The organism is Peribacillus sp. YIM B13481 (assembly GCF_042787985.1).
GTDB lineage: Bacteria > Bacillota > Bacilli > Bacillales > DSM-1321 > Peribacillus > Peribacillus simplex_A.
This window is the reverse complement of the sequence record NZ_JBHZPE010000028.1, coordinates 23,221-39,615: the sequence shown is the minus strand read 5'-3', so window position 1 is coordinate 39,615 and position 16,395 is coordinate 23,221. Positions and strand designations below refer to the sequence as shown.

Sequence of the window (16,395 nt, the reverse complement as noted above, 5' to 3'; positions counted from 1 at the left end):
TAGTCCTGTTATTTATAGTTGAATTTATTTATTAGTAAAAGGAATTCTAATAAGAACATTTTGCTTGGCTAAGCAATCGTTATGCAAGTGATGGTTAGTATGCTACAATGTGGCTGACTTTTAGTGCAGTATGATAGGTATGGCTATGTGTAAGGTTATTGGGAGTACGGTATGTAGGAAGGGATTTGAAAGGATGGAATTACAGCAGAGGGCAATCTTGGTTGGAGTTAATCTCAACGGTCAAAAGGATTTTGAGTATTCAATGGAAGAATTGGCCAATTTAACGGAAGCGTGTGAGGTAGAGGTTGCAGGGGCCATCACACAAAATTTGCATCGGGTGAACTCATCACATTTTATCGGTACCGGGAAGATTGAGGAAGTAAAAAGTCTCGTTGAGTATAAGGAAGCTAACGTCGTCATTTTTAATGATCAGCTCTCACCTTCGCAACTTCGGAACCTGGAGAGGGACATGGATTGCAAGGTGATCGATCGGACAATCTTGATTCTTGACATCTTCGCGCACCGGGCGAAAACGAAGGAAGCACAGCTTCAGGTAGAAGTGGCAAAGCTTCAGTACATGCTCCCGCGCCTTGTTGGTTTAAGGGAGTCATTAGGGCGTCAAAGTGGTGGAGTCGGCACAAACAAAGGGGCAGGTGAAAAGCAGTTAGAGCTTGACCGTAGGAGAATCGAGGAAAATATAAGTGTTTTGAATAAAGAATTGGAAGAGCTTGTTGCGCACCGGCAAACGCAGAGAAAACAGCGGAAAAAGAATTCCATCCCTGTTGTATCCTTAGTAGGGTATACCAATGCAGGGAAATCTTCGATCATGAATGCCCTGATTGGGATGTTCCATCCAACAGCCGAGAAGCAGGTTTTGGAAAAGGATATGCTGTTCGCTACCCTAGAGACATCCGTTCGAAACATTCCGCTTCCGGATAAAAAGGAATTCTTATTGACGGACACGGTGGGCTTTGTGTCTAAATTGCCCCATCACCTTGTGAAAGCATTCCGATCCACATTAGAAGAAGTGGTAGAAGCGGATCTGTTGATCCATGTTGTCGATTTTTCCAACCCTAATCATGAACAGCAAATAGAGATAACTGATAAGACTTTAGAAGAGATAGGCATTAAAGGGATTCCAACGGTTTGTGCCTATAATAAAGCGGACCTTACCGATTTGGAAATTCCGCAGGTGAATCGTGGATCTGTATATATGTCCGCAAAAAACAAAGTCGGCATTGAGGAATTGATCAATCAAATTCGCGGACATATTTTTGTCGACTATACTCATTGTGAAATGCTGATTCCATTTGATCAAGGACAGCTGGTTTCTTATTTCAATGAAAATGGTCATATAACGGAAACTGAATATGAGGAAAACGGATATCGAATTAAGCTTGAGTGCAAGAAAACGGATTATGAAAAATATAATCGTTACGTTATTCATCCAGAATGAACCTTCCTGTTGATAAGTTGTTAACAGCTTGTTGATAAGTAGGAAAATAAATTTAATCTTGTGGATAACTTTGGTTGTAATGCTTTTGTTCCGCAAAAATAAAGAGAATAAAGCAATATGTTATGTGCATAAGTTGTGGATAAAAATAATAAGCCCAGGAAAACTTGAATAAAGTTTCTGGGCTTTTTTTATGTGGACAAAGTGTTGATAAATAGGTTTTCTGAACAAATCCTCAAAGAATATCAGAAAGTATGATGAATATTAAGTTTGAATGTAGAAAAATGACGATGTTTATCATTTGTTGTTAGGAAATATAACATGGATATTACAGATTGCATATCTGACAGCTGGCAATACTTTACACTTTGTATAATGTAACTTACTTTTTAACATTATAAAATAAAGAATAACTCATTTCTCAGATCAATCATCAGGATTTGAGTTTTTAAGATTAGTAGTTTCAATCCTTTAAATGTGAGGATTGTATTATTAGAGAAATGCATGCAATTCCTCCCTTTTTATTTTTCGAAAAAATAAATTTTTGGAAGGAGAATAGTAGATGAGTATGACGAGCCCGTTAAAAGGTGGCCTAGAGATTAACTTTCAGGAAGCGGAGAGGGGGCTGTCCCCAAGGGAAGCTTTGGAAGAATCGAATCGATGTTTATACTGCTATGACGCCCCATGTATCCAAGCCTGTCCGACAGGGATAGATATTCCGAGTTTTATCAAGAAGATAGCTTCAGGTAATTTTAAAGGGTCGGCCAAGACGATTATGACGGCCAATCCCGTCGGTGCCAGCTGCGCGCGGGTATGTCCGACTGAAGAGTTATGTGAGGGGGCATGTGTCCTGAACCATTCTACAAAGCCAATCATGATTGGCGATCTCCAGCGTTATTCCACAGATTGGGCCATCCAAAATAAACAAGCCCTTTTTAAGACCGGGAAGAAGAATGGCAAAAAAGTTGCCATTGTAGGAAGCGGTCCAGCGGGCTTATCTGCAGCAAGAGAATTAGCCTTGCTTGGCTACAGTGTAACCATTTTCGAAGCTGAAAAAAATCCAGGCGGATTAAATACTTACGGAATTGTATCGTTCCGTTTGCCTCAGAGCATTTCTTATTGGGAGGTCGAACAAGTAAAGAGTCTGGATGTTGAAATTAAAACGAATACACAGGTCGGGGTTGATGTTTCCGTAAATCAGCTGACTGCCGACTATGATGCGGTCATTTTAGCTATTGGCATGTCCGCTGTTCCGAAGCTTGGAATAGAAGGAGAAGATTTGGCTGAAGTTTATGATGCAATCGAATTCGTCAAGGCAACGAAAACGGAGGGCATCACTGATAAATTCATTGGGAAGAAGATGGCGGTAATTGGGGCTGGAAATACGGCGATCGATGCCGCGACCTGTTCTGTACGCCTAGGTGCCGAACAAGTGAGCATTATATATCGTCGTACCCAAAAGGAAATGACAGCTTATGATTTTGAATATGAGTTTGCAAAACAAGAGGGTGTCGGGTTTCACTGGCTGACTAATCCTTCCAGAATCCTGTCGGATGAAAGCGGTCAGGTAACGGGCATCGAGTGTGTGAAAATGATGCTTAGCGAGGCTGGGGAAGATGGCCGGCGCCGTCCAGTCACAATTTCCGGATCGGAGTTCGTCATACCGGTCGATGGAGTCATTCGCGCTATAGGCCAATCGAGGTATGTAGGATTGATTGAACAGTTTGGCATTCAACATGATGGTGGAGTCGTAACATTGGAGGGTGATTCCTACAGAACATCGAATGAAAAGGTTTTTGCGTGCGGTGACGTGATTTTCGGAAAAGGCCAAGGTGAGGCAATGGTTGTTTCAGCTGCCCAGCAAGGGAAGAAGACAGCCTATGAAATTGACTCGGTTTTAATGGGTGAAGCGGTGGATATTGCTTAATAATAATGAAAATTAGGAGGCTTATCATGGCTGATTTATCAATTGATCTTGCAGGTATTAAATCTCCCAATCCTTTTTGGCTTGCTTCAGCACCACCTACTAATTCGGGTTATCAAGTACAGCGGGCATTTGAAGCTGGCTGGGGAGGAGCTGTTTGGAAGACACTGGGTGATCCCATCCTGAATGTTTCATCACGTTTTGCAGCTGTCAGTTTTAATGGACAAAGAGTCGCCGGGTTCAACAATATAGAATTAATTACGGATAGGCCGCTTGAAGTGAATTTGAAAGAAATATATGAAACGAAGAAGAGGTTCCCTGATCATGCAATCATTGCTTCAGTTATGGTGGAGCCACAACAGGACAAGTGGCATGAAATCATCAAGCGTATAGAAGATGTAGGTGTCGATGGTTACGAGTTGAACTTTGGCTGCCCGCACGGTATGGCAGAGCGTGGGATGGGAGCTGCTTCGGGACAGGTTCCCGAACTGGTGGAAAAGCAAACATATTGGGCGAAGGAAGCCGCATCCAAACCTGTCATCGTCAAGCTTACACCGAATATAACCGACATTACGGTTACGGCTGAAGCGGCGGTGCGCGGCGGTGCGGATGCAATAAGCATGATCAATACGATTAACAGCTTAGCGGGAGTGGATATTCATTCATGGAATACGATTCCCCATGTAGGCGGCAAGGGGGCTCATGGAGGGTATTGTGGTCCTGCTGTGAAGCCAATCGCATTGAACATGGTGGCAGAGTGTGCAAGGAATCCAATGATTAATGTTCCCATCTCAGGAATAGGCGGCATTTCAAATTGGCAGGATACAGTGGAATTTTTACTGATGGGTTCAACCGGAGTGCAAATTTGTACGGCTGCCATGCATCACGGTTTTAGGATAGTGGAGGACATGATTGATGGCCTGTCCAATTACCTTGATGAAAAAGGGATATCGTCTGTGATGGATATTGTCGGTAAGTCTGTACCGCGCTATTCCGATTGGGGGAATTTAGATCTTAATTATAAGGTAGTTGCGCGCATTAATAATGATGTGTGCATTAACTGCAACAAATGCCATATTGCCTGTGAAGATACTTCTCATCAATGTATAGATATGTTAAAGGACACATCAGGCAGCTCCTACTTGAGGGTGCGCGAAGAAGATTGCGTAGGATGTAATCTTTGCTCGATCGTATGTCCTGTCGATGGGGCAATCGATATGATTGAATTGACAAATGAATTACCGCCAATGACGTGGAATGAACGCCAATCATTACTTGGGGGCATCGGCAGTGAAAGTGTTGATTTCGTAAAATGATGGAGGGATCGAATTTGAAGAAAATCATTAAAAATGGAACGATTGCAACGGCTGCAGATACGTATCAAGCAGATATATTAATTGAAAATGAGAAGATTGCAATGATTGGCAAGGACCTGCCTGCTGAGGGGGCTGAAATCATTGATGCAAAAGGAGCTTATATTTTTCCGGGGGGCATTGACCCACATACCCATCTCGATATGCCGTTTGGCGGGACAACCACAAAGGATGATTATGAAACAGGTACGATTGCCGCTGCATATGGAGGAACGACAACGATCATCGACTTTTGTTTGACCGCAAAAGGGGTGCCGCTAAAGAAAGCGATTGAAACATGGCATGAAAAGGCAAACGAAAAGGCCGCCATAGATTATGGTTTTCATTTAATGATCAGTGAGATTAATGATGATGTATTGGCTGAGTTGCCAAGTATCATCGATAATGAAGGGATTTCCTCCTTTAAAGTGTTCATGGCCTACAAGAATGTTTTTCAAGCAGATGATGCCACACTATACCGCACTTTGTTGCAAGCAAAGGAACTTGGGGCACTAGTCATGGTTCACGCCGAAAATGGTGATGTCATCGATTATCTTACAAAGAAGGCGCTTGCTGAAGGTAACACCGATCCAATTTACCATGCGTTAACAAGACCGCCGGAGCTTGAAGGTGAAGCAACCGGAAGGGCAGCTAAACTGACGGAAATGGCAAACGGTCAGCTCTATGTCGTTCATGTCACCTGTGAAGATGCAGTTGAAAAGATTATCGAGGCAAGAAATAAAGGGGTGGATATTTGGGGGGAGACCTGTCCGCAATATTTGGTCCTTGACCAGTCTTATCTTGAAAAGCCCCATTTCGAAGGATCTAAGTATGTATGGTCCCCGCCATTAAGGGAGAAGAAAAACCAGGAAGTGCTATGGAATGCTTTAAAAATGGGACAATTGCAAACGATCGGCTCAGATCAATGCTCTTTTGATTTTAAGGGTCAGAAGGACCTTGGACGTGAAGATTTCACGAAAATACCAAACGGCGGCCCAACGATTGAGGACCGCATGAGTATCCTCTTTTCTGAAGGGGTCATGAAAGAGCGCATTACCTTGAATCAATTCGTCGACATGACCTCTACGCGTGCTGCCAAACTATTTGGATTATTCCCTAAGAAAGGGACGATTGCAGTAGGCTCGGATGCTGATATTGTCATTTTTGACCCGGAAGTTGAAAGGAGCATTTCTGCAGATACTCATCACATGGCTGTGGATTATAATGCGTTTGAAGGTATGCAAATTACAGGTGAACCGGTTTCCGTCCTATCCAGAGGTCAATTCGTCATTAAAGACAAACAATTTGTAGGCGAAGCTGGAAAAGGGCAATTCTTGAAACGGGCAAAATATAATGCGGCGCTGAAGCAGGATACAGGGAAAAAGCTTTCAGTCTAACTTCGGTAAGGAATCTTGCAAATTAATATAGGGGGATTTTATATGAGTGAGAAGAAAGATTATTTAAAGTCTCCCGATTTGCTGCCTATACCTCATAGTGAGAAAAACATAAGTGCAGCCGGATTTGGTTTCATTTGGGTGGGCATGGCTGTAGTATTGGCTGCCTTCGCGATTGGCGGGAATGGTGTTCAAAGTTTATCCTTAGGCTGGGTCGTTCTTGCAACGGTCATTGCCTGTGTGGTTCTCGGATTTTTGATGACAATGACAGGGGATATTGGTGTTGAACATGGAATATCATTCCCAGTCTATATGAGGGCGCCGTTCGGTACGATAGGAACCCATATCCCTTCGGTTGTACGGGGGTTTGTAGCTTCATGCTGGTTTGGTCTTAACACTTACTTTGGAGCTACTGCAATGAATGCTATCTTTACAACCCTTTTTGATTTTGATAATTGGTTTACCTGCTTCCTCATTTTTGCCGTTTTACAATTGGTCAACACGGCAATGGGAATAAAATCGATAGAACGTTTTGCCGACTTGGCAGCGCCTGTTATCATTTTAATTTCTGGCTGGATGTATTTTACCCTTTCCGATAAAGCTGTGGCCCAAGGAAGAGATGTATGGTCCTGGATTGAAAGTCCAGTCACTGGCGGGGCTGCCGCTACGGCTTTCATGGTCGTCATTATGGCAAATATGGGATTTTGGGGCACATTGACTGCAGATATGCCGACCCTCTCTCGCTATATAAAAGCACCAAAAAATGAAAAAAATTGGTTCAAGCGCAATAAGGGGCAGATAATTGGGAATATTATCACCTATCCCATCACTCAGACGTTCATGGTCATTATCGGTGCGGTTTCCTATATGGCTGTTTCCAATTATGATCCCGTAGTTGCTATACAGGGATCAGCAAGTGGAATTGCTCTCGGCGTCCTTTTAATCATGATCGTATTCGCTCAATGGTCGACGAATACTACGGCTAATGTCATTCCCGCAGCTACCATTTTCTCCAATATCCTGGGTCCTAAATTGCCATTTTGGACGGGAGTCGTTGTGGCGGGGGTTATTGGGATAGTAGTTCAGCCATGGAGCCTGTTCGGCATCATAATAGAAGTTCTATTAATAATAGGCGGAATCCTGGCATCCATTGTCGGCATCCTGATAGCGGATTACTATTTCCTCCGAAAACGGAGGGTGAATGTACGAGACCTCTATGAGAGTGAAGGCCAGTATAAATATTTGAATGGAGTGAATTGGGCAGGAATCATTTCTTGGGTGATTGGCGGAATCGGTGCCACGATTTTTTCAAATTACTCGTTTATTATTGGCTTTCTTCTCGGCGGTGCAAGTTATTATTTATTAGCTAAGTATTGGTGGTTCAAGCAATATGAACAAGCTGAAATCATTGATCCCAGCGATGAGAAATATTTAGGAATTTCCGTTGGCAGGGATTGGAAGATTGGAAAAAGTCCAGAACTTGAGGAAGAGATGGTTTTTCCGGCTTCAACCGGCAAAGAGAACGTATGAAAAGGGGGAATGGAAATGTCCGAATATCAAGAGTATCGCTTAGAAAGGGAACAAATCGATTTTTTACTTGAAAGAGGATATCGAATCACCCGGGTTTCCGAAAGTTTAAGTGGAGCTTTTCTCGATTTTGAACTGATTGAAGGAACGAAGCAGGAATGGAAGCAATTGAACATCAAAACCCCGGAAGGAAGGAAATACTTCTCTACATTGCTAGTAAAAAAATTGCATTGAAATAGTTATGAACCGGGCCTATTCCTCACGAATGGGTCCTTTTTCTTGTTCCTGTTCGATTTTTTTGTAGAATTTTGACGTTAGATCTTCTAACAAGTGTCTGGAGATTTAGGGGTTGTCCGTTTATAATAGATTTTAAAGCAGTTTTATAAAAGGATGTGTATGGATGAATACGTCGATTACAATCGAGGAAATTCTAACACGCAAGCATTTTAATCTGACGGATATAATTGCAGGTAGCAGTGGGATAAAGCGTCAAGTGAAGTGGGTCCACTGCATGGAAGTCACTCAAATCAGCCATTTGTTAAATGGAAATGAACTGATTCTGACTACCGGTTTAGGGTGGAAAGATTGCGATGACACATTTCTATCCTACTTAAGACAGTTAATTGAATGCAATGCAGCTGGACTCTGTATAGAGGTTGGCGCAGACACCATGGCCGTGCCGCAATGTGCCATTGATCTCGCAAATGAACAGCAATTCCCTATCATCCTATTTCATGAGGAAGTCCCTTTCGTAGAAATCACTCAGGATATTCATTCCCTTATCATTAATAAACAATATCAAATGATCTCCAACTTAGAAAACTACTCCCAGCAGTTAAATAAAAATCTCCTCGAAATTGACCATTATGAACCAATTCTAAAATTTCTCCACAGCTATTTAAATGTACAGGTTATTCTTATCTTTAATGAAAACGATATAGCCAGCATTCCCAAAACGAAGAAAAAAATAACCTATCAAATGGTAGCGGACATATACGAAGAATCGAAATTCGATAAAACCATTCATAGACAGCCAATTCAAGTGCTCGGTGAAAATTATGCGGAACTGCTCATTTGCAGCAAAGACAGAGAGTTGACGGACTTTGATTCACTGATTTTGGATCGAACGGCTACCGCTTTGGCACAGCATCTATTAAGGGAGTTATATATTGAAGAAAAGAAAATGTCGGAAGAGAGTAAATGGCTTACAAATTGGATTGAAGGTGAGTATAGTGACGAAGCAATCCGGGAAAGGCTTTCCTATATTGATCCGAAAATGCAATTGGATGGCGGAATTGTTTGCATTTGCAAACAACACCCAAGATATAATAGAAGTTCTGCAAAATTAGATGGAACCTATTTTAAGATAATGTTTAAGACAGTTTTTGAACAGTACGGCTTTCAGATATTTTCTATGGAAATTAATCAGCATCTAGTTTTTATTTTAGGTGATAATCGTTCATCTGAAGATTGGAAATCAAGGGTGACAAGCGCAGTGGATCGAATCATGAAAATGGATGTTAGCGGGCGTAATCGAATGAGTTTGCTCTCCATTGGTTTTGGAAAGCATGTTCGAGGGTTAAGCGAGATTTATAAAAGTTATGAAACGGCCCGTGAGACTCTGCTGCTTCAGGATACATTACCAGAGGATAACAGGAGCTTCTTTTATCAGGATTTACATATGCATCGCATGATTTCGCTCATAAATAAACATGGTAATCTGGAGGAAACGGTGCACGAATATTTAGGTCCTGTCATTGAATACGACAAGCAAAACAATGGTGAGTTAATGCCTACCCTGAAGACCTATCTTGCTTGTAACGGTTCTAAACAGGAAACCTCAAAACAACTATTCATTGTCCGGCAAACGCTATACCATAGGCTTGAAAAATTAGAAAAACTGTTAGGTTCGGATTTTATGCGTTCAGATAAGCGTCTAGGACTTGAATTCATGATTTTTGCATTGGACTTCTTACAGTACAGCAGCAGGAAAGTCAGTGGAAAATATGTAGATAAATATATTGGGAAGTAAAAAATAGTACGAATGAAGGGTGTCCCGAGGACATCCTTTTTTGAATGTAGAAAGGGAAGCTAATACAAGGTTAATGCTGACATCAAACCTATAGAGCTTCTTGATGTCAGCATCTTTTATTAATATTCATTTTTTTTGGAAAGGCAGTGGTCACATTCCAAGAGGTAGGATTCAGCTTGTTCAGTAATAGGAGTACCGCATTCCGTACATTGTTTAGGTGGCAGTGTCCTGAAGAATTCCAATGGGTTTTTAGTTTGCATGATGATTCCTCCTTATGATTTGGTTTAGTTATTCTTCGCGTTTGGAAAGGCAGTGGTCACATTCCAAGAGGTAGGATTCAGCTTGTTCAGTGATATGGGTTCCGCACTCTGTACATTGTTTAGGCGGAAGTGCCCTGAAGAATTCCAATGGGTTTTTAGTTTGCATGATGGTTCCTCCTTTTTGATTTGGGTTAATTAGTCTTCACGTTTGGAAAGGCAGCGGTCACATTCCATTAAGTAGGATTCAGCTTGTTCAATAATATGGTCACCGCACTCGGGACAATGTTTAGCAGGGATATTGTTAAAAAATTCAATGGATTTTTTCATTTGCATGATGATTTCCTCCTTTTTAATGTTTTATTATTTTTTCGATCGATTTATTCCTCACGTTTGGAAAGGCAGCGATCGCACTCCAACAGATAGGAATCTGAGTGATCCACATGTGTTTCACCACATTCTGGGCAATGTTTAAACGTATCGATTATAAATGTCTCCGATTGATTTGCTTGCATGGTTCGCACCCTCCTTATAGTACAGTTATTGTTATTTGTTTGTTGTTATAATACAGTATATACCCGAATTTGGAAAATGTATAGGTATTTAACAGAAAATTTGAAATTTATTTCAAAAAGAGTCTGAAAACCTTATAGATAGGGAGTTTTTTTAACTTTTTTTTGTATTTCTTTTCACGGCAGCTTGGAAAATGAAGAAAAAATGGGTTTTATAAATGGGGAAAACAAAGGGGGGCGAAAGGGACAGACAATTTTAAAGTTGATTAGAATAGGTATTACTGTAACAGAAGAGGAACAGGAGGTTCAGGGGTGATGATTACCTGTTTCACAGTCCATGAACATATAAGAGCTGTTCAAAATGTCAGCAAACCGTCAAGCGGCAGCAATTATGAAAGTTCCTGCCAAACTTCTTTATTCAACAATCGGAAAAATTGTCCGTGTGGTTTTATTACTTCAGTAAAGAGGTAACTTGCTAGTAGATATACAATAAAGGGAGGTAGCATATGTCGAAAGTGATGATTATCATAAATCCATCTTCAGGTAGGGAAAAGGCAGGAAAGATTTTGCCGAAAGCGGAAAAGGCACTTGGTGATATATATGATGAGGTGTCCGTCCGTCAAACCGAAGGAGAGGGGGATGCCACGGATTTTGCCAAGGAGGCCTGTGAAGAGAGGTTCGATGCTGTCATTTCCATGGGTGGGGATGGAACGGTGAACGAGATAGTGAATGGGTTGGGCGAGCAGCAGCATCGGCCAATTTTCGGAATCATCCCACTAGGAACCGTTAATGATTTCGCTAGATCTTTGGGCATACCCTTGAATCCCAATACGGCCATTGAGATATTAAAGGACATGCATATTAAGGAATCGGACATAGGGAAGATCAATGACCGTTATTTCATGAATGTGTTGGCAGTAGGGGCGATCGCTGAGGCCACCTATAATGTATCCGTAGACCAAAAAACCCGCCTGGGGTCTTTTGCATATTTCATTGAAGGAGCAAAAGCGATGATTAAAAAGAATCCGTTTCCTTTAACGGTTGAACATGATCAGGGAAGGTGGATGGGTGAGGCTCATTTACTGATTGCAACAATGACTAACTCTGTCGGCGGTTTCGAACAACTTGCACCCGAGGCGGAAGTGAATGATGGAAAGCTGCACACATTCATCATTAAGGATTTATCACTTCCTTTTATCGTCAAGATCGTTCCCAGTTTAATGAAAGGAGAGATCAAGGGACATGACGAAATTGAATATATTCAAACATCCAAGCTCAATTTATCCACAACAGACGAACTTGCAGTCAATATCGATGGAGAAGAAGGCTTTCTCCTTCCATTTCAATCAAATGTACTGCATAAACACCTTCGTCTCTTTGTCCAGGGGAACTAAATGGTGTTTTAACATAAAGCAGTGCCGACTTGTTCTGTGGGTTAGTCTTTTCACAAAATGCTGATTAGGGTAAGCCAATCAGCTTTTTTCTTTGAAATCCGATGCTGATTTGAGTCGATTTTGTATTCATTCAATCACCTCAATTTTCATGGTGATCCATCACGCAAAAGGTATTATTATTCAGGAGTATTCTAGGCTAGAATAGTAAATGCATGAATGGATGGGTCTGAATATGTTACGATTATAGTTATGAGAATAGATGAGAGAGGAAGTTTGATGTTTGAATGGAGTTTTTTCTTGTTATATTAGCCCTTCTTATATTGATTGGAGTGTCTAATGTAATTAACCACTTTATACCCTTTATACCTGTACCATTAATACAAATAGCACTGGGTGTCATACTGGCACTTTTACCCCTGGGTATGCATGTTGAGATGGAGACGGAATTGTTTTTACTGTTATTCATCGCCCCTCTTTTGTTCAATGATGGCAAAAATGTGCCCCGCACTGCACTTTGGAAGTTGAGAGCACCCATTCTCATGCTTGCACTAGGCCTGGTATTCATAACGGTTTGGACAGGCGGGTATTTAATTAATTGGATGATTCCTTCGATTCCATTGCCAGCAGCATTCGCCTTAGCAGCCATTTTGTCCCCTACAGATGTAGTGGCAGTAAGCGCTTTGGCGAGTCGAGTTAAGTTACCTAAGAGCATCATGCACCTTCTTGAAGGAGAAGGGCTCATGAATGATGCCTCAGGTCTAGTTGCCTTTAAATTTGCCGTTGCAGCTACAGTCACTGGTGTTTTCTCATTAGTGGATGCAACGTTCAGTTTTATATGGATTTCGATTGGTGGTTTTGTAGGAGGAGCAATTGTTGCCTTCATCATTATCAGGCTCCGTGTATTTCTTCGCCGTTTAGGAATGGAAGATGTTACGATGCACATGTTAATCCAGATCCTGACTCCTTTTATTATTTTCCTCGCTGTGGAACATTTCCACCTTTCTGGGATTTTAGCGGTAGTGGCTGGGGGGATTGTCCATGCCATTGAACGAGACCGGGAAATATCACCAACTGTAGAACTTCAGGTCGTTTCAAAGAGTACATGGTCCGTCATTTTATATGTATTGAATGGTCTTGTATTCGTTTTGCTAGGTTTGCAAATTCCAAGCGTTGCGAAAATTATCTTTCAAGATCCAGTCTTCAATAATGGGCAAGTGATCCTATATATTGTGGTCATTACACTTTTCCTCTTTGCTTTACGATTCATTTGGCTTACTGCTGCCTGGTCGATTGGCTGGATGACGAAAAAAGCAGGCGCCCAAAAACCAGACTTCAAAGCAGCTGGAATCATTACCATTTCCGGTGTTCGCGGAGCTGTAACGTTAGCGGGTTCGTTCTCGATTCCGTATGTGTTGGCAGATGGAAGTCCTTTTCCGGAGCGTTCGTTAATCATCTTCATTGCAGCAGGTGTCATATTGCTGACTTTGATCGTTGCCAGTGTTTTTCTGCCAATCATAGCACGGGCAGAAGAAGAGGAAATCGTGGATAAGCAGGCTGATAAAACGAAAGCGGCTGCCATTCACACACATCAAGCGGCGATTAAAGTTATAGAATCCCAAATGACAGATGAAAACCGGGAAGCGGCTTTATCGATCATTTCGAGGTACTGTACCAAGATCAATGCACTGTCCTATGTAGAACAGGAGAAAGAGCCAGCTGCATTAAGGGAAGAAGAAAAGGGTCTTCGCTTTAAAGCCCTTGAAGCAGAGCAAAGATTTCTTGATAAACTTATTAAGGATGAGAAAGTGGACCGGGAAACGGCATTTATATGCAAAGAATATATCCAGCGTATGGAAGGCGCGGTTACAAACCGGATGAAATTCCGTTTTTTCAGGTCCGTAACGCTTTTCAGAAGAAGTATGCTGAGGGTTTTTAAATTATTTTTCCCTAATAAAAGTGAAATAAGAAGGATCAATATAGAGAGATTGGAAAAGGTGAGAGACCTTAAAAGCAGGATGTATAAAGCTGCCATCCAAGAGATACAAGCGGGTATCACTTCTGAAAATCATGAGACGTCTTCGATGATCATAGAAGAGTATAAAGTGTTGATATTAAAATGCAAACGTGAAAATAGAGGCCGTATCCCTAGTAAAATGGTCGATTATGAAAGGGAGCTATTCTATAAAGCGATCCAGGCAGAACGGGACGAAGTGCAGGATATGTTTGAAAAACGACAAATTTCCCGCGAGGTTGCCAATATACTCCGCAAGCAAATCAATTTACGAGAAGCCCTGACAATCAATGAAAGCACCCATTGATTATTTTAAGGAGCGCTGCCGATATATTCTGCAGTGCTTCTTTCATTTAGTGGAGGGATTTTAGGGTGACGCGTCGAATCATTGAGGTATCCAATAATTGATGAAAGCGGTGTGCCAAATGAAACAGGACAAGGAAATCGAGATCATCACCTTAACGCATTATTTACCGGAACATCATCACCAGCTGTCACAGTTTTATTTACCGGATACACAAACCCCTTTTTCGGCTCTGCCGGAAGAGTCACTGAAATATTGCCGAAAAGATGTTGACAGACACCCTTTCGTTATTTTGGCTGCGGGTATTCCGGTCGGGTTTTTCGTTTTACACATTGGGGAGAACATCAGCCCTTTCACCAGCAATAAAAAAGCGATATTACTCCGTGGATTTCTTGTTGATCAAAAGCATCAAGGGAAACGGATTGCGAAGAAAGCCTTGCAAATCCTTCCGGAATTCGCAAAAGGGATTTTTCCAAACAAGGATTCGATTGTACTGGCAGTGGACGTCAAGAATATGATTGCCAAAACTCTTTATACGAAATCGGGGTATCAGGATACAGGAATTCATAAAGAAGGCAGAAGCGGGTTGATGGAGATAATGGAATATAGATTAAATCATATGAACATGGAATAAGGAAATGAGATACGAGTATCGATATGAGGGTATTTAGACTTTTCGAATGAGAGAAGGTCTTTTTTTTGTCCAATTTGTTACAGGTTTCATTACGAAACTAATGAATTAAAGGGTCGCTTTTAATAATGCTGCTGCCTTATGGTACACTTTACTTAATGTAAATTTCGTTAATCGAGGTGTATTCTAATGAAAACGGTCGTAGTGGTAGGTGGAGGCATTACGGGTTTATCAACCATGTATTATTTACAAAAAGCTGCTAAAGCGAACAGTCTCTCCGTACGATTAATATTAATAGAAGGAAATGAGAAACTAGGCGGTAAAATCAGGACAGTGCATGATGGTCCATTTAAAATCGAAGCGGGTGCCGATTCGATTGTCGCCAGGAAACAAAATATAAAACCATTTCTTAAAGAATTGAACCTAGAAGATCAAGTTGTCTATAATGCGACGGGAAAATCATTTATCCATACCGATGGCGTGCTGAAGGGAATTCCTGAAGATGCCCTATTCGGAATTCCAATGAGCCTGGAGTCCCTGGCGAAAAGTGATCTGGTTTCTGCACAAGGAAAGGTCGATGCCTTAAAGGATTTCTATACAAAGAATGAGACGTTTACGAAAAACGACTCAATCGGTTTATTTCTTGAAAGTTTCTTAGGTAAGGAATTGGTGCAAAAACAGATATCACCTGTCCTATCTGGTGTTTATTCAGGAAAATTAAATGAATTGACCATTGCTAAAACACTGCCGGAGATGCTGGATTATAAAAATGAATATGGCAGTATCATACGCGGTCTATCGGAAAATAAGCAGAAATATCAAAGCAAGGGAAATAAGAAGTTCCTTTCGTTTAAAAATGGCTTATCGGTATTGATTGAACGTATTGAGGAAAGCCTCGATATGGTGGAAATTATAAAAGGGGTCAAGGCAGAAAAAATCAGAAAGAATGATGAGAGGTATATCATTTCATTGGCAAACGGTGAATCGCTGGAAACGGACTTCATTGTATTGAGTACACCGCATACCGCTGCCCAGAAATTATTGGGTGATCGGGAGTTGGATGAAGACTTCGACGGCTTAGTCAATAGTTCGATGATAAGCGTTTACCTTGGATTCGATATCCCGGACAGCATGCTTCCTAATGATGGGACAGGTTTCATTGCAGGTGATAATAGTGATTTGATCTGCAATGCATGTACGTGGACGAGCCGGAAATGGGAGCATACTTCTGAAAACAGTCAGCTTTTGGTAAGGCTTTTTTATAAAAGCTCTAGTCCGGACTATGAACGCTTACGGTCCCTTACAAATCAGGAATTAATCCAGGTGGCTTTACGAGACATTAAAAGCAGTTTAAGTATTTCTGGGACTCCAATTACAAGTGAAGTGACGAAATGGCATGAAGATATGCCGAACTACCATATTAAACATCCTAAAATCGTTCAATCACTGGAGGCGAAAATCTCCGAGAATTATCCGAATGTTTTACTTGCGGGATGTTCATACAATGGTGTCGGAATACCGGACTGTATTGCAGATGGTGAAAAGAAAGCCCAAGAGATTTGTCTGAAGTTGTAAAAGGGGGACTGCCATGTCATGTGGCGGTC

Annotated in this window: 15 protein-coding genes; 11 read left to right on the top strand and 4 right to left on the bottom strand. The window is 41.5% G+C overall.

Features of this window, described 5'->3' with window-relative positions:
- Nucleotides 1–193 precede the first annotated feature (193 nt).
- The 7 genes from hflX (at nt 194) to ACFX4X_RS16010 (ending at nt 9,682) form a co-directional block, all read left to right on the top strand.
- Entirely contained in the window at nt 194–1,456 is a 1,263-nt protein-coding gene (gene hflX / locus ACFX4X_RS16040) for a GTPase HflX (RefSeq protein WP_377384758.1), read from the top strand.
- 565 nt (nt 1,457–2,021) lie between these two features.
- Entirely contained in the window at nt 2,022–3,380 is a 1,359-nt protein-coding gene (locus ACFX4X_RS16035) for an NAD(P)-dependent oxidoreductase (protein ID WP_377384780.1), read from the top strand.
- Nucleotides 3,381–3,406: 26 nt separating this feature from the next.
- Nucleotides 3,407–4,693 (top strand): NAD-dependent dihydropyrimidine dehydrogenase subunit PreA, encoded by a 1,287-nt coding sequence (gene preA / locus ACFX4X_RS16030; RefSeq protein ID WP_061461135.1) that lies wholly within the window; start codon nt 3,407–3,409, stop codon nt 4,691–4,693.
- A gap of 14 nt (nt 4,694–4,707) precedes the next feature.
- Nucleotides 4,708–6,126, top strand: coding sequence for a dihydropyrimidinase (gene hydA, locus ACFX4X_RS16025; protein WP_377384756.1), 1,419 nt, complete (start codon nt 4,708–4,710; stop codon nt 6,124–6,126).
- 42 nt (nt 6,127–6,168) lie between these two features.
- Nucleotides 6,169–7,653: an NCS1 family transporter gene (locus ACFX4X_RS16020; RefSeq protein WP_377384754.1), complete on the top strand. Its 1,485-nt coding sequence runs from the start codon at nt 6,169–6,171 to the stop codon at nt 7,651–7,653.
- Between the two features lie 15 nt (nt 7,654–7,668).
- Nucleotides 7,669–7,884: a hypothetical protein gene (locus tag ACFX4X_RS16015; protein ID WP_144529503.1), complete on the top strand. Its 216-nt coding sequence runs from the start codon at nt 7,669–7,671 to the stop codon at nt 7,882–7,884.
- Nucleotides 7,885–8,050: 166 nt separating this feature from the next.
- Nucleotides 8,051–9,682: a PucR family transcriptional regulator gene (locus ACFX4X_RS16010; protein WP_377384752.1), complete on the top strand. Its 1,632-nt coding sequence runs from the start codon at nt 8,051–8,053 to the stop codon at nt 9,680–9,682.
- Nucleotides 9,683–9,801: 119 nt separating this feature from the next.
- On the opposite strand, the gene yhfH (ACFX4X_RS16005) is transcribed toward ACFX4X_RS16010, so the two are convergent.
- Genes yhfH (ACFX4X_RS16005) through yhfH (ACFX4X_RS15990) form a run of 4 tightly spaced genes read right to left on the bottom strand, consistent with a single transcriptional unit; the run spans nt 9,802 to nt 10,454 of the window.
- On the bottom strand, nt 9,802–9,942 hold the full coding sequence (gene yhfH, locus ACFX4X_RS16005) for a protein YhfH (protein WP_284469059.1): 141 nt from the start codon (nt 9,940–9,942) through the stop codon (nt 9,802–9,804).
- A gap of 28 nt (nt 9,943–9,970) precedes the next feature.
- A complete protein-coding gene (gene yhfH / locus ACFX4X_RS16000; protein ID WP_089363911.1) occupies nt 9,971–10,108 on the bottom strand; it encodes a protein YhfH in 138 nt (45 codons plus the stop codon).
- Nucleotides 10,109–10,137: 29 nt separating this feature from the next.
- Complete coding sequence (yhfH, locus tag ACFX4X_RS15995; RefSeq protein ID WP_081108660.1) at nt 10,138–10,275, bottom strand: protein YhfH; 138 nt, start codon at nt 10,273–10,275, stop codon at nt 10,138–10,140.
- Nucleotides 10,276–10,319: 44 nt separating this feature from the next.
- Nucleotides 10,320–10,454: a protein YhfH gene (gene yhfH, locus ACFX4X_RS15990; RefSeq protein WP_284469058.1), complete on the bottom strand. Its 135-nt coding sequence runs from the start codon at nt 10,452–10,454 to the stop codon at nt 10,320–10,322.
- Between the two features lie 503 nt (nt 10,455–10,957).
- Between yhfH (ACFX4X_RS15990) and ACFX4X_RS15985 the strand changes: the two genes are divergently transcribed.
- The 4 genes from ACFX4X_RS15985 (at nt 10,958) to ACFX4X_RS15970 (ending at nt 16,366) form a co-directional block, all read left to right on the top strand.
- Complete coding sequence (locus tag ACFX4X_RS15985; RefSeq protein WP_377384749.1) at nt 10,958–11,845, top strand: diacylglycerol/lipid kinase family protein; 888 nt, start codon at nt 10,958–10,960, stop codon at nt 11,843–11,845.
- 284 nt (nt 11,846–12,129) lie between these two features.
- Nucleotides 12,130–14,163, top strand: a complete 2,034-nt coding sequence (locus ACFX4X_RS15980; protein ID WP_377384747.1) for a Na+/H+ antiporter — start codon at nt 12,130–12,132, stop codon at nt 14,161–14,163.
- A 118-nt stretch (nt 14,164–14,281) separates the two neighbouring features.
- A complete protein-coding gene (locus ACFX4X_RS15975; RefSeq protein ID WP_377384745.1) occupies nt 14,282–14,794 on the top strand; it encodes a GNAT family N-acetyltransferase in 513 nt (170 codons plus the stop codon).
- A gap of 186 nt (nt 14,795–14,980) precedes the next feature.
- Nucleotides 14,981–16,366: a protoporphyrinogen oxidase gene (locus tag ACFX4X_RS15970; protein WP_284469054.1), complete on the top strand. Its 1,386-nt coding sequence runs from the start codon at nt 14,981–14,983 to the stop codon at nt 16,364–16,366.
- Nucleotides 16,367–16,395 lie beyond the last annotated feature (29 nt).

What these genes read in the sequence shown, in the direction of transcription:
- hflX (WP_377384758.1), top strand. Translation starts at nt 194, where the DNA reads ATGGAATTACAGCAGAGGGCAATCTTGGTTGGAGTTAATCTCAACGGT.
- ACFX4X_RS16035 (WP_377384780.1), top strand. Translation starts at nt 2,022, where the DNA reads ATGACGAGCCCGTTAAAAGGTGGCCTAGAGATTAACTTTCAGGAAGCG.
- preA (WP_061461135.1), top strand. Translation starts at nt 3,407, where the DNA reads ATGGCTGATTTATCAATTGATCTTGCAGGTATTAAATCTCCCAATCCT.
- ACFX4X_RS16020 (WP_377384754.1), top strand. Translation starts at nt 6,169, where the DNA reads ATGAGTGAGAAGAAAGATTATTTAAAGTCTCCCGATTTGCTGCCTATA.
- ACFX4X_RS16015 (WP_144529503.1), top strand. Translation starts at nt 7,669, where the DNA reads ATGTCCGAATATCAAGAGTATCGCTTAGAAAGGGAACAAATCGATTTT.
- ACFX4X_RS16010 (WP_377384752.1), top strand. Translation starts at nt 8,051, where the DNA reads ATGAATACGTCGATTACAATCGAGGAAATTCTAACACGCAAGCATTTT.
- yhfH (WP_284469059.1), bottom strand. Translation starts at nt 9,942, where the DNA reads ATGCAAACTAAAAACCCATTGGAATTCTTCAGGACACTGCCACCTAAA.
- yhfH (WP_089363911.1), bottom strand. Translation starts at nt 10,108, where the DNA reads ATGCAAACTAAAAACCCATTGGAATTCTTCAGGGCACTTCCGCCTAAA.
- yhfH (WP_081108660.1), bottom strand. Translation starts at nt 10,275, where the DNA reads ATGCAAATGAAAAAATCCATTGAATTTTTTAACAATATCCCTGCTAAA.
- yhfH (WP_284469058.1), bottom strand. Translation starts at nt 10,454, where the DNA reads ATGCAAGCAAATCAATCGGAGACATTTATAATCGATACGTTTAAACAT.
- ACFX4X_RS15985 (WP_377384749.1), top strand. Translation starts at nt 10,958, where the DNA reads ATGTCGAAAGTGATGATTATCATAAATCCATCTTCAGGTAGGGAAAAG.
- ACFX4X_RS15980 (WP_377384747.1), top strand. Translation starts at nt 12,130, where the DNA reads ATGGAGTTTTTTCTTGTTATATTAGCCCTTCTTATATTGATTGGAGTG.
- ACFX4X_RS15975 (WP_377384745.1), top strand. Translation starts at nt 14,282, where the DNA reads ATGAAACAGGACAAGGAAATCGAGATCATCACCTTAACGCATTATTTA.
- ACFX4X_RS15970 (WP_284469054.1), top strand. Translation starts at nt 14,981, where the DNA reads ATGAAAACGGTCGTAGTGGTAGGTGGAGGCATTACGGGTTTATCAACC.